This window comes from Pantoea sp. WMus005 (assembly GCF_013415305.1).
Lineage (GTDB): Bacteria > Pseudomonadota > Gammaproteobacteria > Enterobacterales > Enterobacteriaceae > Pantoea > Pantoea rara.
In genome coordinates this window covers 286,231-307,198 of the sequence record NZ_JACBXU010000004.1, presented here as the reverse complement: position 1 = coordinate 307,198, position 20,968 = coordinate 286,231, and the positions used below count along the sequence as shown (strand labels likewise).

Below are 20,968 nucleotides of genomic sequence, written 5' to 3'. Positions count from 1 at the left end.
ATGACAGTGAGAGTATCCAGGATTTAATCATTCTGACACCACGCGCCTGCCCGGGCTGACGTGGACAGCCAGCCTCTCTGCGACAAGGTCCGGATGTATGCGCATACAGCTGTTTGAAGAGCACGACGCTAAGAAGAACGTATTTTCGCTGTTTTTAGTCACGTTGCTATTTAGCTTTATCGGCGGACACCTGCGCATCCCTCAGGAGCTGTCGCTGTTCTGGCCGGTCAACGCGATCGTTACTGGCGTCATCGTCCGGAATCCCTTTCTGCATCGAACCCGCTATTACCTGGCCGTTTTTGCTGCGATGGTGTTTAACGACACTGTTTTTTCGGGCTGGACGCTCTCTGCCTTTACCCTCAACCTGGCGAATCTTCTGTTTGTGCTGGTGGCGGTAACGCTGCTGGTAAAGCATCTTCAGCACGACTCTGGCAGCGAGCGTATTACCAATGTGCTGCGTATTTTCCCGGCCTGTTTGCTGGCCGCGCTGGCCTGCGCCAGCTGGGGCGCACTGGCTCAGCAGGCTGATTTCACGGCCGGACTGGCGACGGCGTGGGGGGAGTGGTTCAGTGAGCAATTCTCCACCGGGCTGATGGTGCTGCCGTTTTTGCTGACGCGTGACTGGTCGTCTCTGTCACCCCGTCAGTTTTTGCAGATGCGTAAGCTGGCACCGGTTATTGCCGTGATCCTTTCGATGATGATCGGGACGATGATGGGCGTTGCGGGCAGCCTGACGTTTCCGGTTCCGGCGCTGGTGTGGTGCGCCGTCGTGTTGCCGATGCCACTGACCAGCCTGGTGATTCTGCTGGCCGGTATTGCTGAGATCATTCTGGTCTCCCATGGAGTGATGAATATTCGGGGCGATGACACACTGCTGCCGATCAGCCATCTGACCTCAGCGCGGCTGGGCGTGGCGACCATCGCAATCAGCCCACTGATTGTTGCCGCGAGCATGGATGCAATCCGCCAGCTTAATCAGCGGCTGGCGCTGCGCGCGAACTACGATTTCCTGACCCGCCTGCTGTCACGTTCCGGCTTATATGAAAGCCTGCGTGCGGAGCCTATTTTCCCGGATCGCAAGGTGGGCGTGATCCTGCTGGATGTCGACTACTTCAAAGCGATTAATGACAATTTTGGTCACGATGCGGGGGACAGCGTACTGGAAGAGATTGGCCGCCGGATACAGCGTGTAGTGGGTAAAGCGGGGCGCATCTGTCGCTTTGGCGGAGAGGAGTTTGTCGTCGTGCTGTTCGACCAGAACCCGGAAAAGCTCTATTTTCTGGCGGAAGCCATTCGGCAGAAGATGGCGAAAGAGAAGTTCTGGCTGCAGGGCAGCACGGCCACGGTGACCGTCAGTCTGGGGCTGTCGCATGGCAGTGCCGGTGAGGCGACCGAGTGGCACCGCGTCATCAACCGGCTGATCTCCGCAGCGGATAAAAATCTCTATCTGTCGAAACGCAATGGCCGAAATCAGACTTCACCGGTTAACTTCCGCGCCCTTAGCAGCGACGTGGCATAGCGCCACGCCGCCGGATTGGGTCAGCTGACGCTGCTTTTCAGGGTGCTGGCCTGCTGGTGTCGTTCAATCGCCAGGTCGATCAGGCGGCTGATCAGATCCTGATAGCTCAGTCCGGCCGCCTGCCACAGTTTCGGGTACATGCTGATATTGGTGAAGCCAGGCAGGGTATTCACTTCATTGACGATAATCTCGCCTTCGTCGGTCAGGAACACATCGACGCGTGCCATGCCAAAGCACTCCAGCGCGGTAAAAGCTTTGATAGCTACGTCACGAATCGCATCGCTGGTTTCCGCTGCAATGGCCGCCGGGACCACCGTCTGCGCACCGCTCTCAGAGATATATTTGGTGTCATACGAGTAGAAGGCATCATGCACCACCACTTCGCCGCAGGGACTGGCTTCCGGCGCATCGTTGCCCAGCACCGCACACTCTATCTCCCGGCCTTTGATACCCTGTTCAATCAGCACTTTGCGGTCGAAAGAGAAGGCCAGCGCCAGCGCAGCATCAAACTCTTCAATGCTATCCACTTTGCTGACGCCGACTGATGAGCCCTGGTTGGCGGGTTTGATAAACAGTGGAAGACCAAAGCGGGCAATGACTGCCTCTGCGTCCAGCTGTGCGCGCTGGCCCTGAGTGACGCTCAGCCATGGCGCGACATTAAGCCCGGCATCACGTAACAGGCGTTTGGTGAAATCTTTGTCCATGCTGACCGCAGAACCCAGCACGTCGGAACCGACAAAAGGTAACGAGGCCATACGCAACAGGCCCTGCAGGGAACCATCTTCACCCAGCGTACCGTGCACGATAGGGAAGATGACGTCGATCTGCGACAGCGGATGGGCGTTGTGGCGGGTGATGATCTGCTGCTGCGTCGTACCCGGCACCAGCGCCACATCTTCAGCGGCATGATTCAGGGCGATCAGCGCCGGATTTTCAGCGTTAAGTAAGAAGTTCGACGCATCGTTAAGACGCCAGTGTCCCTGTTTGTCGATGCCCAGCAACACCACGTCAAACCTGGTCTTGTCGATCGCCTCAAGGATATTTTTGGCCGACTGCAACGACACCTCATGCTCAGCCGATTTCCCGCCAAACACGATCCCTACCCGCAACTTTGTCATCTGTTTTGCCCACTGAAAAAATCAAAACCACAAGATAGCATGGGGTTTGCGCGGGTTAAATTACCTGAAATCTAAATGCTGGCGACAGGAATTGCGTCGTCAGGCTGTTTTAATCGCAGCCACCCTTTCTCCACACGGTGTAGACAGGTCGCAGGGATTACTTTGGAGGAAGAGCGGTTGCAGAGCAGAAAGGATGAGAGATGACTCAATCTGACGATCGGGCAGAGGGTAATGCGGGATATCGCCGGGTTCGGCTGGAGGATAGTGCAACCCGTTGTTGCACCTCACTCAGTACGATGTCGTGGGCGCTCTCGTGATAGTGTTCTGAATGTGGCGATGACGCCACATTCAGGACAATGACTGACGATTCGTGATGCCGCTTGAAAAGATGAAAACTGTGAGCTGAAGTGCAACGATCAGTGGGGGAAGATGACTTCTGCCTGCCTCGCTTGTGTTCACACCAGCAGATAGGAAGAAGAGTACGTTTTCTCAGTTGCTCTCATCTTTATGCGGTACATCATTTCTTTTTGGGTCGGTCGTTATCTTGCATAAAGGTTTGTAGTCAAGACGTGAGACCTTTCTTCTATCCCTGACTGGCTTTCTCTCTTTTTGCTTCCCTGACGTTGCAGGCCACGCGCTAAATAACTCTGAGAGTATTTCGAAAATCGGATGCATGGTTATGTTGCTCTCTTCTTCAGGTCAGGCAATGCCAATGACTTTAACATGAAGCTAACATTTAATGGGCTGGATTTATGAGAGGCGTTTAGGGTTAGTTACAGGTGAGAAACCGGGGCGCTGTTCTACGCCTCAGCCATTATTGATGCGTCATGGATTCTTTGAAACCGTCTACCGATTCTGCTGTGTGGCGCCAGCCCTGTCATTGAGGATAAAGGCTTGCAGAAGGGATGACCATTCACGGCCTTGATTCGGGCTGCTCAGGATAATCAGTCGGGGGGAGGCAATAGAGGTGAAAATGTGCCGCCATTTTGCCGCCACTCGAAAAGCCAGATACAAAAAAACCGCTTCAATGAGCGGCTTAAGCATATGTCTTCATATGATAAATTTGGTGGCCCCTGCTGGGTTTGAACCAGCGACCAGGGGATTATGAGTCCCAATTTGACGCGAGTTAAATCAGTAGGTTACTTATTTTTATATTTTCTTTAGGCCAAATAGTGATGAAAAGTGGCACATGGCGTTGCGCTGTGCTGCCACTTTGCTGCCATTTATTTGTGACGTTAACTTACTTCACCCACCTGAAATGAAGATGATAAAGTTAACAAAAAAGACATTTTTCTATAAATGAAAAGGATAAAGTCATGAATAATTCATGTTTTTGTATTATCACGGCGTAACATGAAATATTCAACTAACTGTGTAATATTAACATATGCAATCAGTAGTTTTATCAGGAGACCAGCCTCCTGTCCTATAATTCAAAATAATATTTTGTTTGATTTCTTGACCGTAACAAATCGTGCAGTATTTGGAGTAAATTAGATTTCTATAGTCGACACATGGCCTAGGTTTTTTTTTGTTTTTAGACTGTCGAGTATCACTTCTGACAAAAATTGTGTTCAGGGGAATATATGGTGCTAATTTTTGATAAACAATTTTGTTGGCTTCAGCTCCGTGATGAGGAGCTGTAACTACTAGATTTTGACAATTCGATAAAAAGTTAAGTGGTTGCTGAAATGAAAAGTTTGAGTCAGCACAAAAAAGTACCCCTGCTGTGTCATCTTCATTACATGCATAGAAAACCAAACTTTCTACATTAGCTTTGGTTAAGCAGAGAAATTCAAGCGCCAATCTCTTTTTGGCTTTAAATATTTCAATGGAGTTTACGGGTTTAAAGTATTTCATGCCGCCTCCAGATTCAGTTTCTGAATATTCAAACCATCTTACCGTCGCTCCAGAATTATAAGCTAGCGTGGCGAGTTGTAATATTTTTTTTGTAGCGTTAATCGAGCTTTTAAATATATCATCTCTCTTAGATGAGTTTATTTGGTGACTGGTTTTTCTATATATAAAAGGAACTGTAGCGAAGTTAGCTTCATTAATGAATTGAGATAAATTATCTTGACTATATAATTTTTTATTTTTTAATGATTCTTCTGATTCTTCTGATTCTTCTGATTCTTCTGATTCTTCTGATTCTTCTGATTCTTCTGATTCTTCTGATTCTTCTGATTCTTCTGATTCTTCCTTATTTTCTTTAGGCTTAATATAACTTGATTCATCTTGCAATGATTCAATTTTAAACTTCATTTCTTCGTTTTTATAAGGGAGCGTTGGAGGAATAATATTACTGTTATCGTCCTTTTTTTTATCTGAAAAATTACTTCTTTGTGAAATGATGTCACCCATCTCCTCGAGTGTGTTAGCGCTGTCCAATAAAAAATTTTCATCCAAGTCATCTATATTTTCATAAAGTTCTCTAATGAAGTCCTTTGGTCTATCTAACATGTCTTCGAGTCGTGACATCCAACTGCCCGGTAACCATACTTCTTGACACTTTTTACTATTCTCAAAATAACCAATTAATCCATTCACATGGTCTTCATCACTGTGCGTACATACTAAAATATCGACGTCATTTGATATCGATGCTGAAGATAACAATGTTGGAAGTTGATTTTTACTTGCGCCACCATCAACTAAAAAACTTACTTCCATGTTTTCTAAGTAAAAGGAATCTCCTTTTCCAACCTTAACAGCAATAAATTTATTCATTTTATCATCTCTTTTTAAGATATTATATATCTATATTTCTGCTTATCGATTAATTTTCAAGCTATTTTTTCTATTGAAAATATGATTTATAAATGAGGAGCAGTTTGGTTGACTTCTCAAGTGAGGGAGCATTTTTATCGCTCTAAATTTGAGTTAATGGATTTAGCTTTTTTGCATCATTCAAATGGTAAGGCGAAAAGTGTGCATAGCGCATCGTCACCTTAATATCTGTATGCCCCAAAATCCGTTGTAGCACAAGAATATTTCTCCCGTTCATCATGAAATGAGATGTAAAGGTATGGCGTAAAACATGCGTAAGCTGCCCAGCGGGTGTCTCGATACCGGCACGCAGCATCGCTTTACTCAAGGTTTAAAAATTGGCTGCGCCTTTCTGCTCAATGGCAGATCAGCCTGTAATTTTTCAGTTATCGGCACCGCGCGGTTTTTCTTGCCTTTAATTTTCACATAGACGATCTGACCAGCGCGGATTTGGTTTCCCCTTTAAGCTTTCGGCCTCACTCCATCGTGCGCCAGTTGCGAGGCAGATTTTCACAATGGTCGTCAGGTCTTTGGATCGGCTGTTCTCACACTTGGTAAGGAGCGTTCTAATTTCCTCAATGGTTAGATACGCTATCTCCGACTCACTGATTTTAAACTCGCGCACGTTTTCTAATGGGTTCGGTGCGGTCCATTCATCTAACCGACGTAGCTCGTTAAACATCGCCCTGAAATATGCCAACTCTAAATTCACCGTACGCGGCGTTACCGTTTTCACTCGACTGGAGCGGGTGATCTTCCCGCTTAAACGCTGCTCGCGATATGACGCAAAAATTTTCGCGTTGAACTCGGTTGCGAGTGGATTTCCCATCGCCTCGCAGGCGAACGCCATTGTGGTTCGCCGCTTCTCACCATCCGCCAGCGTAATGCCATGCGTGTTGAACCATAATTCAAGCAGCTCAATGACCTAACGACAAAATCATCTGCCGCCACTTCAGAATCAGAAAGCAGAAACAAAAAAACCACCCAAAAAGGTGGCTCTAATCTACTGATTTAACAGATTAAAATTTGGTGGCCCCTGCTGGGTTTGAACCAGCGACCAAGCGATTATGAGAACGATGCTCTTACATTAAAAATCAATAAGTTACTGATTTTAAATAAAACTTAAGGTTGAATGTTGATGGGGTTTGCTGAACTTTTGTGTCCTGAAGGGACAAAAAGGGGACAATCAATCAGTAAATTCATATATGCGGTCACTCAAATCAACAGGAACCTGCAAGGGTAAGGAGCTGGCTAGCATCCTTATGATTCTGGACTTGTCTTCCCCCAATATTTGGAAAGCGTTTAGGAAGAAAAAAAGGTCTTCATCTAGTTTTGCGTCAAGTACCGCAATTAACGCTTCTTTAGTTGAATTGTCAGAATTCATTATTCTATCTAAAAGAACCGTATAAATTGCAGATTCTTTATTGAAAACTGGGGTGTTAATTTCTTCCATAACTGTGCCATAGAAAAATGAATAAAAAGAAAATTCATAAATACCATCATTCTTGCGATCTTTAGGGTTTTCGTTTAAAAAAATATTCATCTTAAGTGCGGTGCGAGAATACACGTAATCCTTCCATCTTTCTAAGTCGAATAACGCTCCATGATGTGTAGGATAAATTTTATATTTTAGCATTTCCTCTAAAACCTTGAGGAGTTCATTAAACTGAGCAAATGTTTGTTCTGAGCGAATCATATTGATTTGTTTTTCATTAGATTTATGTGATTCGACCAATGTCCATATGACAGCTAGAGTTCCGAAAAATGAAAAAATAGCGCCTGAAGTTCCACTTAAGAAAGAGCCAAAACTACCCCAGTCGTCGTTTTTAATTGATAATCTTTCTGTTAAGTAATCAGGCAGTACTGAGTTTGGAGAGAATTGAATGAAATATAGAATTAATGGGATGGCTGCGAAAAACAATCCACCTAAAGTAAAAAGAAAAATATAGTGCTTTTTCATGAGTCTTCTCTATCACTTAAAGGGTTAAGCTTAATTGCATCATCTAAATGTTCTGGAGCGAAATGTGAATAACGCATTGTCATCTTAATATCTGTGTGCCCTAAAATACGTTGTAATACCAATATATTGCCACCGTTCATCATAAAGTGTGATGCAAAAGTATGACGTAATACATGGGAAAGTTGCCCATCTGGTAAATCTAAATCGGCTCTTTTAACAGCACTACGAAAAGCAGAGTAACAGGTGTCAAAATAACGTCCGGCTTTTTCAGGTTTTGGAATGCTGTCATAAACGGCTTGGCTGATGGGTACTGTTCTATTTCTATTTCCTTTGGTCTTGATGAAACTTACTTTTAGATTTCTAACCTGCTTAGTAGTCAATGATTCTGCTTCATCCCATCTTGCGCCTGTCACTAAGCATAGGTGCGCTACATGGTAAACATGCGGATTACGGCTTTTTTTACATTCATCAAGAAGCCGTGTTATTTCCTCCGCTTCAAGGTAAGCAAGTTCTGCTTCTTCAGATTTAAAGGGGCGTAAATTTTCAAGAGGATTATCTTTTTTCCAATGGCCTAATCGCTTTAGTTCGTTGAAGACCGCCCGGAAGTAAGCCAGCTCTAAGTTCATGGTCCGTGGCGAAACCTTTTGCACTCGCGCAGTCCTGGCTATTTCACCTGACAATCTTTTTTTCCGATATACAGAGAACATGGTTGCGCTGAACTCATGGGCAAGCGGGTTGCCCATGCTCTCACAGGCAAACTTCATCGCCTTAAGACGTTTTGTGCCATCGTCCAAGGTGATGCCGTGTTCATCGAACCATTGCTGAGCAAGCTCTGATAATTTGCGGCGATCCTCTTTGCCATCTAACCAAGGCTTCTCTACTAATGTCTCCATTACATAATTTTCATATGCAATGGCCTCACCTTTTGTGGAAAATGTCTTACGGATGCGTTTACTGGGTCTTCCTTTCGGTTTGCCTTCAGGATAAAAATCTAAAAGCCATTTCCCATCATCTTGTTTTCGTATGCTCATTTTTAATAGCTTGGTATTGCATAAATATTTTTCATTGTATCGTTGGTGATAGGAATGTTTTTCCTAAAATTAGTTAGAGGGTCGATGAAAGTAAAAAATTCTTTATTATAAGATTCTAGAATGCCTAATTTCTCTCCTTGAAAATAGAAGGTTTCAACCATCAGTTGTTCAGTGTTGTTATTTAATATCTCGCCGATAGATACCGGGGGTAACGGTATATATGAAGGTGAAGAGGTAATGGTATAGCCTTCTGTACCTGCAACTTTTCTGTTACTCACGAATCTTGAGGTTTTAGGAGGAGCTAATGCATCTATTTTATCTTGAAGCTTTGTAATTAAGTTAAACAACATGCTTTCGCTTGAGTTTAATTCAACTGGCTCGACATGCGCAGGCTTTATTTTTAATAGTTTGACAATTGAATTCACATCATCGTCAGGTGCTGCTTCTGTTTCAATCAACATCTCAGAAATAGATGATATTTCTCTTTCTACACTATCAACCCTTAATGATGGTGTATAGGGAACATATCTGAAGCCAGATATGTCAAATGGTGCTTTATCTCGACCATCAGTAATTAGTATGGTTTTTTTGTTAAAAGCTTGGCGAAGTCCTAGCTCATAAAATACATTGGCATTTTTAGAGCTAAGGTCGCAAATGGCCATATCGCAATCCATAATTTTTTTTAGGATGTCGAACATAATCATATGAGACGCTTTACTGTCATCTGCACGATAAGGCTGATAACCAGCATTAATACAAGCTGGCTTAATTAAGTACTCATAAACTCGGTTGAAATGATCTTTTTCATAATCAGGGTGATCAGCAATTGGCATGATGACAAAACAAGTCTTTACTTTTTTTTCTTTTTCAACAGGTGTATCTCCTGGATTCTTCACTTCCTTTTTAGCTGTCATGGCAATTCCTTAATTGATTGTGAGAATAATTTTCCCAAGTACATCAATATCATCAATAGCACAATCAAAAGCCATTCCAACCCCGCTTACGCGCACCTTTTTGATAGGGATGCGCACAAGGCTGCGAACGCTCACTTTTCCTTCAATATTTACCAGCCATTCGCCGTCGAAAATTTCTGCAAATTTTTGGTCGATAATATACTGAGCGTTTTCATCTAATAAACAAAATGGCTCTACAGGTAATGGTACACCTGCACGAAAAAAAACCTTGTCAAACATGGCATAGCCAGAATCATAAAGCTGGCCATCGACTAGCTTTTTCCTAGGTAAGTTTAGAATATCCAATTCATCATTATCGAATTTTTTACCCTTTCCTGTCACTAGCCACTGAAGCTGTACGCCTGTTTCAGCCATGCACCGCACAACTATGTCAGCAGGAAATCCGCCTCGCTTATAGCGGCCAGATAAAGTGCTGGGTGCCATCCCCAGATGATCTGCCAGTAGCATTTTTGTACCGAAGCCGTATGCCTCGATAACCCTATCAAGAATAGGGGTGCTATCACCTTCGAAGTTGATATCGAATTTCATAGTTATTCGCGCAAACTTCCCAATTTAAGAAATGGTCTTGAAGCTTCTCAAAAGCGGAAGTAATCTGGCTCCGCTGTTTCTCAAAATGCGAATATAACTGAACTTTGCCGAGTTCAGACGAACTGAGGATTTTGCCTTATGCGTCCTAACATTACAATTACCATTCCCACACCTTACCTGCCACTTGATGAATACTGCCGCCTTACCGGTACCGCAATGGGTACGGCTCGCGACATGATCCGTGATGGCCGGTTACCTATTCGCGGCAAGGGTGAAAAACCTCGCTCACGTGTTGAAGTAAATATGGCGGCTCTGACTGTTGAAGCGTTAAGCGAATGCCGAATTTCGCTTCAGGCGTAATCCAAGCTATCAATTCGTAAGGTGCGAATCATGTACGATTATAAAGTTTCAGTACGAAACTATCTTGATGATGCCTGCCGCCAGTTTTCGCTGGCACATAACGTCACAGATTTGGCTAAAAAAGTTGGTATGCAACCGGCCACACTTCGCAACAAGCTGAACCCGGACCAGTCGCACCAACTGACCTTGCCTGAACTGCTGGCGATAATTGATCTCACCGAAGACCCAACCATTCTGGACGGTTTTTTACGTCAGATTAATTGTCAGCCTTCTGTACCTGTTAACAACGCCAGACCTGAAAACATGCAGTTTTGCGCATTAACTGCGGTGGCCAGTGTCGGGGTAATCGCTGGGGAAGCGGTTTCAACGGAAAAGATGACCGTTGCACGCCGCAATCAGATTCTTAACAGAGCCAGTGATGCTATCCGCAGCCTGTCTTTACTCGTCTATTCCGTTGAAAGCCGTTTTCAAACCGTGCCGGTGTTGGCTGCTGCCGTTGATGTGGTCAGCGCCTCAATGCCTGGCACCCGTACCGATGGCCGGTAATGATTCCGGTATGTTCCAGTTCCCGCCAGAGGGTACGCTGGTTGAGGTCGGTTTTACCGGCGGACGCCCGGACAAACCGTTTGTGCGCCAGACGATGCCGGAAGGGACCAGCCTGCCGGACGTGAAGCCGGGCGAACAGCTGCAGCAGCAGCGCACGGAAGTCTCACAGCGCGTAACGCAGGCGGGAGACTGGGAGCGCCAGACCGATCAGGCCATCCGTGAAACGTCCATGAGTCGGGAAGTTAAAGCCGATACGGAAACGCGTGAGCTGGTCAGCAGGGAAACGACGGTCAAAGCCACGGACAGGACCACGGTGATCGGCACGGCGTCACTGATGGCCGGAGCCATTCAGCACGTAACAACCGGTAGTTACAGCGTAGCCGCACAGCAGAATCAGCTGATTACAGTGGGCGGCAATGCCGAATCGGACGTGACCGGCAGCGCGGCGATAAAAGTCGGGCAGGCACTGACTGAGAAAATCGGCCAGCTGCGCCAGAGCATTGCCGGGACGCGTCAGGAAATTATCGCGCCGGTGGTGTGGATTGGTTCAGAGCAGATTAACGTGGCCCAGCTGATGCTCGATACCGTGGCGCTGGTACAGCAGCTGGCTGAACAACTGGCCAGTCATACGCACCCGTCAACCGGCCAGCCCACGAACAGCAGCGCTATCGGGCAGAGTGGCCAGCAGGCTGCTGCGCTCAGTAAGAAATATTCCCCCGTCATTGGCTAAGCCATCACACTGACCCGCTATCACAGTGGGTTTTTTATTACCTGTCACCAGAGCGCCTCAGCCGCACTATGCGCCACGCACATGCGCGACCATCACGCCCGGATTACCCCTTACAGATCATCCGCAGAGCGTGGCACTGGCAGCGCGTCAGCCCCGGCAAAATAATCGCTGCGCAGACAAAATCGGCGCTACACCGCACCCGCCTGCAGGTTTTGCATCATAAAAATTTTTCAGTTTTATTTTTTTACAAAGGGCATGGACAGACCGCATGGCTGCTGGCTTTCTGCCAGGTTTCGCCAACTGAAAAGTATGAAAAGAATTTCAGTACTTTTCAGTTTCCTGGATCTCGAATGGATCTCTTTTGTTTTTCATCTTATTGAATTTTATGGATATTAATAAGTTTGCGTCATCCTCTGGATCTCAGCTAAAACGTGTTGCAAAATGAAATAAAACTCTAACAATGCAGACAGCTCAAGGGCTGTAGCAGATAAGATTCACAAGGAGGGACTGAAAAATATTGAAGGGAAAATGTAGGCTCATTCAAAATTTAGTATAATTAAATATTTAAACCAATTGATTTATATTTTAAAAATCCTTTTGGAAACTATATGAATACTTTGACTCAGTATGGCAAAGAAATAATCTCGATATTAGTACCGCTGATTACATTTATATTGAATAACTTCTTCAAAGGAAGCGCAAAAGTATCAATAGGTGAATTGCATCAGTTTAGCTTTCTGATAGAAGAACCACTGAAAGATAGTGCTGGCGAAATAATAAAAGCTAAGCAAGTTGTCAATACAAAGTCTTACATTATAATGAATGAAGGAAGGGAAGCGGCCAAGAAATTAGAGTTGATTTTTAATTACAAAGATATGCATATGAATGTTTGGCCTGTCAAGCCGTATACAGAAAGCTATGATTATAACGGAAGGTATGTAGTGACTTTTGAATACATTGCACCTAAAGAAAATTTTAGATGCGAAGTTCTGTCGCTAAATACGGATTTGCCTGAGTTATTAACATGTAGAAGTGAACAAGGTATATCTAAGAGAATATTACTTTACCCTCAAAAAGTATTTAACAGATACCTTATTTGGTTTATACAAAGCTGCATATTTTTAGGCATGGCGACATTCGTCTACATTTTTATATTATTGCTACAATGGTTGATAACGAAAACAGGTTAAATAAATAATATACGCCATTGTAAAAACCCCGCATTGTTGCGGGGTTTTTTTTATCGTTTCTTCGGGGGTGGGACAAAGTTTTGTGATTGATTACTCTGTTTTGGAGGCTGGTAACCATTGTTTTGATGCTCAGGTTTTTTAGGGGGCTGATAACCTTCATCAATGGGTTGCCATCCATCTTGATTGGTTTTTTTCTCTTTTGACATAAAACCTCCACTATTTTTGATTGTCTATGATGTGCAGCTTTATAAATTCAACACTTTCTATTTCATTAGTCAATATTAAAATTCCAAGAGTGTCTTTAAGTTGATGATCAAAATCTCCATTATCATCTAGTGCCCAGTGCTCCTCTAAATAAAGTTGCTCCGGTTCTGGGCTGCCTGAAGCAAATGAACTGAAGCCATATCTTCCACCGTACTTTTTTCCGTTTTTTAAAGTAACTAATACCCAGCAGGTTGGATTATTCGAAAAAAAATGGTCCCATGGCCTGTTATCTGGATGAGGCAGATACTTTCTTATGAAATGTGCATGTCGAAGAAACCGTAATGAAACTGGTAGGAAAACAGGAACTATTATTAAAACAAATACATAAAAAAGATAATACAAAACTGGATGTAAGTTGAAAACATTTTCCTTTTCCATCCAATATATTGGTATTAGTAGCAAGGCATAGTTTATGCAGCTATATGAAACTATATCAATGATAACTTTTGAAGTTTCAATGTCTGAGCTAGGATAAAATATCTTGTAAATCTTCATGCTTATGAAGCCTGGCATGATGAATATAACAAATAATATAAGCTTTCCTTTTTCAAGCGGTTCCATAATATCAACCATATTTAGAATCTAGAGAGTTTATAAAGCTTCCCTTAAATATGAAGCTTCACATGCGATTTTTTGTATTTTTAACACATTTAAACATTTGCGGCTTTATGCATAAAAAAGAGGTTGCAGTTTTCAGCCTCCGTTTGATTTCTTATGTGAAATTTTTGCGACACTTATTTAATTAATAACAAAAAGTCACCCTAACAGAACGCTTAAGCTTCTGATTTATATAATTAAATTTTGTCATCCTGCTGGGTCTGAACCAACTACCAAGCGATTATGAGTAAAACTCTAACAGAATACCAGCAAAATCGCTTTCGCAAATTTTCTGGTGCAAATTAATAAATTTTAAATAATTTATTGATTTGGTTGTGAATTTATTACTGGTTCATTGATCTTTGATAAGGGAAGTGAGAATCGCGCTGATTTTATTATGAGTTAATTGAAAAATAAATAGACACATTATCTGCCGACATGCTAAAAAATTATTTACTTTAAGTGTAGCTGTGATTAAGGAGGCTATATGGTTAAAAAATTTAGTAACCAGATTGACCAACTCAAAAAGAACCTTGAAGCAGTTTCAGGAACACAATCAATACCTTTTAGCGAACTTTTTAATAAGCAGTTTTTGGCTGAGTGCTCTTCATTCACTTCTCTTGAAGATATGTTTGATAAATCAGGATTTAGGGTTGAAACAAAGGAGGATTTTGCCGCCATACCTGATCAGGCATGGGAAGACTTCATAATGCAAAACACTTCTTATAGTAGCTGGAGGGAAATGCAGGTTGATGCAGGCAGAAAGCACATAAAAAAAATGCTTAATAAAGATATGTAATCTTCTGATGATGGCCCTTAGTTTTATAAAGCACCGCCATCCCACTGCTCTTTAGCTTTAGTTGGGGGGACGAAAAGGGGACAGTCCTTCTTTAGATACAAGAAAGCCGCTTTAACTAAGCGGCTTAACTGCATGATTTACATCACTAAATTTGGTGGCCCCTGCTGGGTTTGAACCAGCGACCAAGCGATTATGAGTCGCCTGCTCTAACCACTGAGCTAAGGGGCCAGCGGAGCGGGGATTATAAAGTATCTCTTCAGGGCGATCCAGCACTCAGCCACTGGTTGCTGAAATAAGCAGCAGCGATTTACCTGCTGATTTCTATAACAAATCTCTCTTGTCATGAAGTCGACGTCGCAAAACGGCATGGAAAATGCTTATCCATGCCGTTAACTTAACAACACTTCAGCCGCTATGGGTTAATGCTGACTCAGCTCTGACGATAACGAGATGCTGATTGATTCCTTGAAAGATGGGGGACCATCGCGCCACGTGCCTGATCGTAGTCGTGCCACATCTGCAGATCTTCCAGCGCCGGAATGGTGACCGTCTCCTTGCTGTCGAGTCCGGCCAGCGCGGCGTCCACCATCTCATCGACGTCCATCAGCATTTCAGCCGGGATTTCATTAATAGACTGGCCTGCGCGATCAAAAATCTCTGTACGCGTTGCGCCGGGTAACACCGCCTGAACCTGCACACCGCTCTCCGCGAGTTCACGCTGCATGGCGCGCGTCAGGGTCAGCACATAAGACTTAGTGGCGTTATAGGCGCCATTGAACATCTCATGCACCAGCGACAGCACCGAGGCGATATTGATAATAGTGCCGTGACCGCGTGCTTTAAATGCCCGGCCAGCCGCCTGTGCCAGACGCGTCGGTGCCAGAATATTTAACGCCAGCATGCTGTTGATGCGTGTGATGTCCGCCTCCAGAAACTCGCCTTCGACACCCATGCCTGCGTTGTTCAGCAGCAGCGTAATCTGAGCGTTGTTTGACAGCTCCGACTCCACGCGCTGCAGGTCCTGCTCATGTGTTAAGTCAGCCTTCATCACGGTTACCCGGATATCGTGCTGCTGCGTCAGCGCATCAGCCAGTGTGGTGAGTCGTGCCTGATCCCGTGCGACCAGGATCAGATCATAACCGCGTGCTGCCAGTCGTTTTGCGTAAGTTGCACCGATACCGCTGGATGCGCCGGTGATTAAAGCTGTGCCTGATTGTGACATGTTTGCTTCCTCGTATGATGGTCGTCATAATGATTATCAATATGACGACCATCATATGATTCGTCAAGCTGGAATATGATGAGCGTAATAATTACTATAATAGCCAGAAGCCATGCAGTTAAAACCGCAGGAGATGAGATGGAGAAGCAGAGCAGCAAGATGCAGACCCGCCAGCGTATCCTTGATGAGGCGGCGCGTGTGATGCGTGAAACCGGCACTGAAGGGATTGGAGTGGCGGCGCTGATGAAGCGGGTTGGCCTGACACATGGCGGCTTCTATGCACATTTTACATCACGCGAGGAGCTGGTTGAGGAGGTGCTGAAACATATGTTTGCTGAATCTGATACCTTCAAACCTGCTAAATCCGTGACCCAGCCAGCAACGCAGCTGGCTGATTTTATTGATAGCTATCTTTCTGAGGCGCATCGCATTGCACCAGCTCAGGGCTGTCCGCTGGCGGCACTGGTGAGCGAAGTGGCCCATCTTCCACAGCCGACACGGCAGATCTTCGCCCAGGGCTTTAATACGATGCATGCCGGTCTGGCGCAGATACTGCGTGAGCTGAGGTTGCCGGATGTGGAAGCGCTGGCCTCCAGCATGCTAGCAGAGATGGTGGGCGCACTGGCGCTGGCGCGGGCCTGTCCGGATGCAGAGCAGGCCAGCCAGATGCTGCAACGCAGCCGCGATGCGCTGAAGCAGCGTACGCTGGAGGTGGCAGCATGAGTGAGCACGCTATCCGCGACATCATCAGTTCCGATCTTGATGTGCTGTTCTGTGGCATCAATCCAGGTCAGTCAACTGCCCATCAGGGGTTTCACTTCGCGCATCCCGGCAACCGGTTCTGGAAGGTGATTCATCTGGCGGGATTCACCCAACAGCAGCTGAAACCGGAAGAGGAGCGGCGTCTGACAGAAACCGGCTGCGGCATCACCATGCTGGTTGAACGACCCACTGTACAGGCGAATGAGTTAGCGCCTGATGAATTGCGCGATGGCGGTAAACGTCTGATGCAAAAGGTGCTGGACTATCAACCCGCTGCGCTCGCGATTCTGGGTAAAGATGCTTTCCGTCGCGCCTTTAAGCAGAGCAAGGTCGAATGGGGCAAGCAGCCAATCTGTATGGGAAAAACGCAGGTGTGGGTATTGCCGAATCCGAGTGGGCTAAATCGCGCATCGCTGGACGAGATGGTAGAAGCGTATCGTCAGCTCTGGCTGGCGCTGCATCCGCAGAGCATATAAATATGGGCAGGGCAGGGGAGAAACGGTAAAAGGCAGGCATAAAAAACCCCGGCGAACCGGGGTTTTTGTCGGACTTAATCGTCGAGGAAGCTACGCAGTACTTCCGAACGGCTCGGATGGCGCAGTTTACGCAGGGCTTTCGCTTCAATCTGACGAATACGCTCACGCGTCACGTCGAACTGTTTGCCCACTTCTTCCAGCGTATGGTCCGTGTTCATATCGATACCAAAACGCATGCGAAGCACTTTCGCTTCACGGGCGGTCAGGCCAGCCAGCACATCGTGGGTAGCAGAACGCAGGCTCTCTGAGGTAGCAGAATCCAGCGGCAGCTCCAGCGTGGTGTCTTCGATAAAATCGCCCAGATGCGAATCTTCATCATCACCAATCGGCGTCTCCATCGAGATCGGCTCTTTAGCGATTTTCAGCACTTTGCGGATTTTATCTTCCGGCATCAGCATACGTTCAGCCAGCTCTTCCGGCGTTGGCTCGCGGCCCATCTCCTGCAGCATCTGGCGCGAAATACGGTTGAGCTTGTTGATGGTCTCAATCATATGCACCGGAATACGGATGGTACGCGCCTGGTCGGCGATAGAGCGGGTGATAGCCTGACGGATCCACCAGGTCGCATAGGTCGAGAACTTGTAACCACGGCGATATTCAAACTTATCAACCGCTTTCATCAGGCCGATGTTACCTTCCTGAATCAGGTCGAGGAACTGCAGACCGCGGTTGGTATATTTCTTCGCAATCGAAATAACCAGACGGAGGTTAGCTTCCACCATCTCTTTCTTGGCGCGACGCGCTTTGGCTTCACCGATCGACATGCGACGGTTAATGTCTTTGACCTGTTCAATAGTCAGGCCGGTCTCTTCTTCAACCTGTGCCAGTTTCTGCAGGGAACGTGTCACGTCATCCTGCACTTCCAGCAGCTTTTCAGACCACGGCTTGTTCATTGCCAGTGCGGCTTTGAACCAGGTTTCATTCGTCTCGTTGCCAGTGAACAGCGTGATGAAGTTTTTCTTCGGCATTTTGCACAGCTCAATACAGAGCTTCATGATCAGACGTTCCTGGGTACGGACGCGTTCCATCATGGTGCGCATGCTGCCTACCAGGTAATCGAACTGCTTCGGTACCAGGCGGAACTGCTTGAAGACGTCAGAGAGGTTCTGGATTTCAGCAACGGCAGCAGCATGACTGCGACCTTTGCTTTTAATCACAGCGCGGGTCGTTTCATACTGCTTACGCAGATCAGAAAACTTCTCGCGTGCCAGCTCCGGATCGATTGAGTTATCGTCGTCGGAGCTGTCGTCATCGTCTTCGTCTTCTTCTTCATCGTCTTTACGATCGGCTTCAGAAAGTTCAGAGCCCACGTGCGTTGCCGTTGGGGCGATATCTGCTTCTGCGTTAGGATCGACAAAACCAGTGATCAGGTCGGAGAGGCGTGATTCACCTGCTTCAACTTTGTCGTATTGATCCAGAAGATAAGTAATCGCTTCAGGGTATTCGGCGACAGAACACTGAACCTGGTTGATACCGTCTTCAATACGCTTAGCGATGTCGATTTCGCCTTCACGCGTCAGCAGTTCAACGGTACCCATTTCACGCATGTACATGCGAACCGGGTCAGTGGTGCGCCCGATCTCAGATTCAACGCTGGATAACACCTGAGCGGCAGCTTCCGCGGCATCTTCGTCAGTATCGGAGCTGTTTTCGTTCAGCATCAGATCGTCGGCATCAGGGGCTTCTTCAACCACCTGAATACCCATGTCGTTAATCATCTGGATGATGTCTTCGATCTGATCTGAGTCGACGATATCTTCCGGCAGATGGTCATTGACCTCAGCATAGGTCAGATAGCCTTGCTCCTTACCACGGGTGACAAGAAGCTTGAGCTGTGACTGCGGGTTTTGCTCCATAAGACGGTATCCACACTTCTGTTAAATTAGATTGGTGTCGGTCGGCAGCGCGCCAACAATAAGCAGTGAAGGCGTTTAGTTCTTGCCGCTGCCTTCGTCGCGGCGTGGGCTTTGCCCATCAGTAATCGGCACTTAAGCCGCTTGTGTTAACTCTGTGCTAAGGGCCTGGCTTACTCGCTATTCTGCTTCCCGGCAGTGCTCGCTTTCCTCACGTACTTCAGTACGCTGCGGAAGCTGTGCGCTGGCGGTAACCAGACTGGCGTCGACGCCGACGGCCTTTAAAATTCGTGCTAAGGACCTGGCTGACTCGCCAAAACCTTAAAATCTGTGCGGCTGTCCTTTCATTGTTCTGAACGGGCAGCATGCTGATAACGGTTATTTCCTGGCAAACGCCTGACTGAGTGTCCAGAGTTCACGGCGCTCATCGGTGTTGAGTCCCAGGGTGCGCTCACGCGCAATCAAAAACTCCAGACGTTCTTCAAGAGCTGAATCATAAATGCTGGCCAGCGAGTCCTGAAACACCGCTTCGGCTTCTTCATCTACTATCATGTGGTTCCAGATCGCCAGTGTTTCAAGCGTCTGACTAAAATTTGTCCCGCGATATAACTCTAGTAGCTGTCCGGTGGTCAATCCAGGATTCTCAGTACAACGACCCACTAATTCAATAAATAGCGGTAAACCCGGCATTTTTGACTCAGACAGCCCATCAAGCGACGGCACCATTGTGGCCAGTTGCGGGTTCTGAATCAGCAAAGCAATCAGAACGCGCATAGTGGTGCGTTTCAGCGGTGGCGCTACCGGCGCCGTTCCGCTTGCGGCCAGCTTTGGCATCAGCTTTTCCAGCTGATTGTCATCAAGAATACCCAGCTTATTTCCCAGCTCCTGACGCATATAAATACGTAAGGTCTCACCGGGGATCTGCGTAATCAACGGTAAAGCCAGCGTGCTCAGGCGCGCTTTTCCGTCGCGTGAGCTCAGATCAACCTGCGGCAGCAGGCTATCAAATAAAAACGAAGAGAGCGGCATCGCCTGCTCCATCCTCGCTTCGAAGGCGGCTTTACCCTCTTTGCGTACCAGCGTATCCGGGTCTTCACCATCGGGTAAAAACATAAAGCGTAGCTGACGACCATCATTCATGTAAGGCAATGCGGTCTCTAGCGCACGCCATGCCGCTTCACGACCCGCCCTGTCGCCGTCGTAACAGCAGATCACCGTGTCGGTGCTACGAAACAGCAACTGAATGTGTTCAGCTGTGGTGGAGGTGCCTAATGACGCGACAGCATAATCGATGCCGTACTGCGCCAGCGCAACCACGTCCATGTATCCCTCAACCACTAACAGGCGGGCGGGTTCAGGATGGTTCTTAACGGCTTCATACAGGCCATAGAGCTGGCGGCCTTTATGGAAAATAGGGGTTTCCGGCGAGTTCAGATACTTCGGCGTATCGTTGCCCAGCACGCGTCCGCCAAAACCAATGACGCGTCCACGCTTATCGCGGATCGGAAACATGACGCGGTCGCGAAACCGGTCATAGGTACGGCCTTTGTCATTGCTGACCAGCATGCCCGCTTCCATCAATGACTCGCGGTCTTCCGATTGCTTGCCAAAACGCTTGAGAACATTGTCCCAGCCGGCTGGCGCGTAACCTATAGCGAAATGATTGATGATGTCGGCGCTCAGACCACGACGATCAAGATAGTCGCGTGCTGGCTGCGCATTGGATTGCTGCAGACCCTGCTGATAAAAACCGTTCAGGTTCTCCATCAGCTGATACAGGCTCTGGCGCTGATGGCGTTCCATCTGGCTGGGCCCGCTGCCTGCTTCGTAAGGCACGTCTAAACCGTGGGAAGTGGCTAACTCTTCGATACTTTCAACAAACTCCAGACGATCAAAGTTCATTAAAAAGTCGATAGCGTTGCCGTGTGCACCACAGCCGAAACAGTGATAGAACTGTTTTTCGCCGTTTACGGTGAAAGAGGGCGTTTTTTCATTATGGAAAGGACAGCACGCATGGAAATTCTTACCCTGCTTTTTCAGCTTAACGCGGGCATCGATAAGATCCACGATATCCGTGCGGGCAAGTAAATCGTTGATAAATACGCGTGGAATTCGTCCAGCCATACGCCCCAGATTTTCAGCTCATAAACGGCAACAAGCCGCGCTTCCTTTCGGAAAGCACGGCCTTTTACTTGACTCTGTCTGCGTGA

The 20,968-nt window shown here is 46.7% G+C and carries 19 protein-coding genes, 2 tRNA genes and 2 pseudogenes; 9 read left to right on the top strand and 14 right to left on the bottom strand.

The window, feature by feature from the left end; all coding sequences use genetic code 11:
* The first annotated feature begins 97 nt into the window (after nucleotides 1-97).
* Nucleotides 98-1,519, top strand: a complete 1,422-nt coding sequence (locus HZZ01_RS16280; protein ID WP_179898608.1) for a GGDEF domain-containing protein — start codon at nucleotides 98-100, stop codon at nucleotides 1,517-1,519.
* Between the two features lie 20 nt (nucleotides 1,520-1,539).
* Here the strand turns inward: HZZ01_RS16280 and ddlA are convergent, their stop codons facing one another.
* The 8 genes and pseudogenes from ddlA to HZZ01_RS16240 all read right to left on the bottom strand — a co-directional run bounded on the left by ddlA (nucleotide 1,540) and on the right by HZZ01_RS16240 (nucleotide 9,899).
* Nucleotides 1,540-2,637 carry a D-alanine--D-alanine ligase gene (gene ddlA / locus HZZ01_RS16275; protein ID WP_179898607.1) on the bottom strand — a complete coding sequence of 366 codons (1,098 nt, stop codon included), beginning with the start codon at nucleotides 2,635-2,637 and terminating at the stop codon, nucleotides 1,540-1,542.
* A gap of 1,064 nt (nucleotides 2,638-3,701) precedes the next feature.
* A tRNA-Ile gene (locus HZZ01_RS16270) sits at nucleotides 3,702-3,770 on the bottom strand.
* Nucleotides 3,771-4,017: 247 nt separating this feature from the next.
* Nucleotides 4,018-5,367: a hypothetical protein gene (locus tag HZZ01_RS16265; protein ID WP_179898606.1), complete on the bottom strand. Its 1,350-nt coding sequence runs from the start codon at nucleotides 5,365-5,367 to the stop codon at nucleotides 4,018-4,020.
* 142 nt (nucleotides 5,368-5,509) lie between these two features.
* Nucleotides 5,510-6,331, bottom strand: a pseudogene (locus HZZ01_RS16260) (tyrosine-type recombinase/integrase); the annotation flags it as partial.
* Nucleotides 6,332-6,592: 261 nt separating this feature from the next.
* Nucleotides 6,593-7,366, bottom strand: coding sequence for a hypothetical protein (locus HZZ01_RS16255; protein WP_179898605.1), 774 nt, complete (start codon nucleotides 7,364-7,366; stop codon nucleotides 6,593-6,595).
* Nucleotides 7,363-8,397: a tyrosine-type recombinase/integrase gene (locus HZZ01_RS16250; RefSeq protein ID WP_179898604.1), complete on the bottom strand. Its 1,035-nt coding sequence runs from the start codon at nucleotides 8,395-8,397 to the stop codon at nucleotides 7,363-7,365. The genes HZZ01_RS16255 and HZZ01_RS16250 overlap by 4 nt, the downstream gene beginning before the upstream one ends.
* A 2-nt stretch (nucleotides 8,398-8,399) precedes the next feature.
* A complete protein-coding gene (locus tag HZZ01_RS16245) occupies nucleotides 8,400-9,311 on the bottom strand; it encodes a hypothetical protein (protein ID WP_179898603.1) in 912 nt (303 codons plus the stop codon).
* A gap of 9 nt (nucleotides 9,312-9,320) precedes the next feature.
* Complete coding sequence (locus HZZ01_RS16240) at nucleotides 9,321-9,899, bottom strand: phage repressor protein CI (RefSeq protein ID WP_179898602.1); 579 nt, start codon at nucleotides 9,897-9,899, stop codon at nucleotides 9,321-9,323.
* A 138-nt stretch (nucleotides 9,900-10,037) separates the two neighbouring features.
* On the opposite strand from HZZ01_RS16240, the gene HZZ01_RS16235 reads away from it, so the two are divergent.
* The 5 genes and pseudogenes from HZZ01_RS16235 (at nucleotide 10,038) to HZZ01_RS16215 (ending at nucleotide 12,725) form a co-directional block, all read left to right on the top strand.
* Nucleotides 10,038-10,259, top strand: coding sequence for a regulator (locus HZZ01_RS16235; protein ID WP_179898601.1), 222 nt, complete (start codon nucleotides 10,038-10,040; stop codon nucleotides 10,257-10,259).
* A 30-nt stretch (nucleotides 10,260-10,289) separates the two neighbouring features.
* The gene (locus HZZ01_RS16230; protein WP_179898600.1) at nucleotides 10,290-10,805 is read left to right on the top strand and encodes a phage regulatory CII family protein; all 516 of its coding nucleotides are present in this window, start codon (nucleotides 10,290-10,292) and stop codon (nucleotides 10,803-10,805) included.
* A pseudogene (locus HZZ01_RS16225) lies at nucleotides 10,786-11,535 on the top strand (hypothetical protein); the annotation flags it as partial. The gene HZZ01_RS16230 and the pseudogene HZZ01_RS16225, both read left to right, overlap by 20 nt.
* Before the next feature lie 68 nt (nucleotides 11,536-11,603).
* Nucleotides 11,604-11,915, top strand: coding sequence for a hypothetical protein (locus tag HZZ01_RS16220; protein WP_179898394.1), 312 nt, complete (start codon nucleotides 11,604-11,606; stop codon nucleotides 11,913-11,915).
* 228 nt (nucleotides 11,916-12,143) lie between these two features.
* A complete protein-coding gene (locus tag HZZ01_RS16215; protein WP_179898599.1) occupies nucleotides 12,144-12,725 on the top strand; it encodes a hypothetical protein in 582 nt (193 codons plus the stop codon).
* Between the two features lie 50 nt (nucleotides 12,726-12,775).
* Here the strand turns inward: HZZ01_RS16215 and HZZ01_RS16210 are convergent, their stop codons facing one another.
* A complete protein-coding gene (locus HZZ01_RS16210) occupies nucleotides 12,776-12,931 on the bottom strand; it encodes a hypothetical protein (RefSeq protein WP_179898598.1) in 156 nt (51 codons plus the stop codon).
* 10 nt (nucleotides 12,932-12,941) lie between these two features.
* The gene (locus HZZ01_RS16205) at nucleotides 12,942-13,550 is read right to left on the bottom strand and encodes a DUF6338 family protein (RefSeq protein WP_179898597.1); all 609 of its coding nucleotides are present in this window, start codon (nucleotides 13,548-13,550) and stop codon (nucleotides 12,942-12,944) included.
* A 523-nt stretch (nucleotides 13,551-14,073) separates the two neighbouring features.
* Here HZZ01_RS16205 and HZZ01_RS16200 point away from each other — a divergent pair.
* On the top strand, nucleotides 14,074-14,385 hold the full coding sequence (locus HZZ01_RS16200; protein WP_046289258.1) for a hypothetical protein: 312 nt from the start codon (nucleotides 14,074-14,076) through the stop codon (nucleotides 14,383-14,385).
* Between the two features lie 152 nt (nucleotides 14,386-14,537).
* Here the strand turns inward: HZZ01_RS16200 and HZZ01_RS16195 are convergent.
* Together HZZ01_RS16195 and HZZ01_RS16190 are read right to left on the bottom strand one after the other, a co-directional pair.
* Nucleotides 14,538-14,613 (bottom strand) — tRNA-Ile (locus HZZ01_RS16195).
* 202 nt (nucleotides 14,614-14,815) lie between these two features.
* Entirely contained in the window at nucleotides 14,816-15,607 is a 792-nt protein-coding gene (locus HZZ01_RS16190) for an SDR family oxidoreductase (RefSeq protein WP_179898596.1), read from the bottom strand.
* Between the two features lie 138 nt (nucleotides 15,608-15,745).
* Here HZZ01_RS16190 and HZZ01_RS16185 point away from each other — a divergent pair, with 138 nt between their 5' ends.
* Together HZZ01_RS16185 and mug are read left to right on the top strand one after the other, a co-directional pair.
* Nucleotides 15,746-16,330 (top strand): TetR/AcrR family transcriptional regulator, encoded by a 585-nt coding sequence (locus tag HZZ01_RS16185; protein WP_179898595.1) that lies wholly within the window; start codon nucleotides 15,746-15,748, stop codon nucleotides 16,328-16,330.
* The gene (gene mug / locus HZZ01_RS16180) at nucleotides 16,327-16,845 is read left to right on the top strand and encodes a G/U mismatch-specific DNA glycosylase (protein ID WP_179898594.1); all 519 of its coding nucleotides are present in this window, start codon (nucleotides 16,327-16,329) and stop codon (nucleotides 16,843-16,845) included. Before HZZ01_RS16185 ends, mug begins: the two co-directional genes overlap by 4 nt.
* Nucleotides 16,846-16,919: 74 nt before the next feature.
* Here the strand turns inward: mug and rpoD are convergent, their stop codons facing one another.
* Both rpoD and dnaG read right to left on the bottom strand, forming a co-directional pair.
* Entirely contained in the window at nucleotides 16,920-18,761 is a 1,842-nt protein-coding gene (gene rpoD / locus HZZ01_RS16175) for an RNA polymerase sigma factor RpoD (RefSeq protein WP_179898593.1), read from the bottom strand.
* 375 nt (nucleotides 18,762-19,136) lie between these two features.
* A complete protein-coding gene (gene dnaG / locus HZZ01_RS16170; RefSeq protein WP_179898592.1) occupies nucleotides 19,137-20,882 on the bottom strand; it encodes a DNA primase in 1,746 nt (581 codons plus the stop codon).
* Nucleotides 20,883-20,968 lie beyond the last annotated feature (86 nt).

What these genes read in the sequence shown, in the direction of transcription:
- HZZ01_RS16280 (WP_179898608.1), top strand. Translation starts at nt 98, where the DNA reads ATGCGCATACAGCTGTTTGAAGAGCACGACGCTAAGAAGAACGTATTT.
- ddlA (WP_179898607.1), bottom strand. Translation starts at nt 2,637, where the DNA reads ATGACAAAGTTGCGGGTAGGGATCGTGTTTGGCGGGAAATCGGCTGAG.
- HZZ01_RS16265 (WP_179898606.1), bottom strand. Translation starts at nt 5,367, where the DNA reads ATGAATAAATTTATTGCTGTTAAGGTTGGAAAAGGAGATTCCTTTTAC.
- HZZ01_RS16255 (WP_179898605.1), bottom strand. Translation starts at nt 7,366, where the DNA reads ATGAAAAAGCACTATATTTTTCTTTTTACTTTAGGTGGATTGTTTTTC.
- HZZ01_RS16250 (WP_179898604.1), bottom strand. Translation starts at nt 8,397, where the DNA reads ATGAGCATACGAAAACAAGATGATGGGAAATGGCTTTTAGATTTTTAT.
- HZZ01_RS16245 (WP_179898603.1), bottom strand. Translation starts at nt 9,311, where the DNA reads ATGACAGCTAAAAAGGAAGTGAAGAATCCAGGAGATACACCTGTTGAA.
- HZZ01_RS16240 (WP_179898602.1), bottom strand. Translation starts at nt 9,899, where the DNA reads ATGAAATTCGATATCAACTTCGAAGGTGATAGCACCCCTATTCTTGAT.
- HZZ01_RS16235 (WP_179898601.1), top strand. Translation starts at nt 10,038, where the DNA reads ATGCGTCCTAACATTACAATTACCATTCCCACACCTTACCTGCCACTT.
- HZZ01_RS16230 (WP_179898600.1), top strand. Translation starts at nt 10,290, where the DNA reads ATGTACGATTATAAAGTTTCAGTACGAAACTATCTTGATGATGCCTGC.
- HZZ01_RS16220 (WP_179898394.1), top strand. Translation starts at nt 11,604, where the DNA reads ATGCGCCACGCACATGCGCGACCATCACGCCCGGATTACCCCTTACAG.
- HZZ01_RS16215 (WP_179898599.1), top strand. Translation starts at nt 12,144, where the DNA reads ATGAATACTTTGACTCAGTATGGCAAAGAAATAATCTCGATATTAGTA.
- HZZ01_RS16210 (WP_179898598.1), bottom strand. Translation starts at nt 12,931, where the DNA reads ATGTCAAAAGAGAAAAAAACCAATCAAGATGGATGGCAACCCATTGAT.
- HZZ01_RS16205 (WP_179898597.1), bottom strand. Translation starts at nt 13,550, where the DNA reads ATGGAACCGCTTGAAAAAGGAAAGCTTATATTATTTGTTATATTCATC.
- HZZ01_RS16200 (WP_046289258.1), top strand. Translation starts at nt 14,074, where the DNA reads ATGGTTAAAAAATTTAGTAACCAGATTGACCAACTCAAAAAGAACCTT.
- HZZ01_RS16190 (WP_179898596.1), bottom strand. Translation starts at nt 15,607, where the DNA reads ATGTCACAATCAGGCACAGCTTTAATCACCGGCGCATCCAGCGGTATC.
- HZZ01_RS16185 (WP_179898595.1), top strand. Translation starts at nt 15,746, where the DNA reads ATGGAGAAGCAGAGCAGCAAGATGCAGACCCGCCAGCGTATCCTTGAT.
- mug (WP_179898594.1), top strand. Translation starts at nt 16,327, where the DNA reads ATGAGTGAGCACGCTATCCGCGACATCATCAGTTCCGATCTTGATGTG.
- rpoD (WP_179898593.1), bottom strand. Translation starts at nt 18,761, where the DNA reads ATGGAGCAAAACCCGCAGTCACAGCTCAAGCTTCTTGTCACCCGTGGT.
- dnaG (WP_179898592.1), bottom strand. Translation starts at nt 20,882, where the DNA reads ATGGCTGGACGAATTCCACGCGTATTTATCAACGATTTACTTGCCCGC.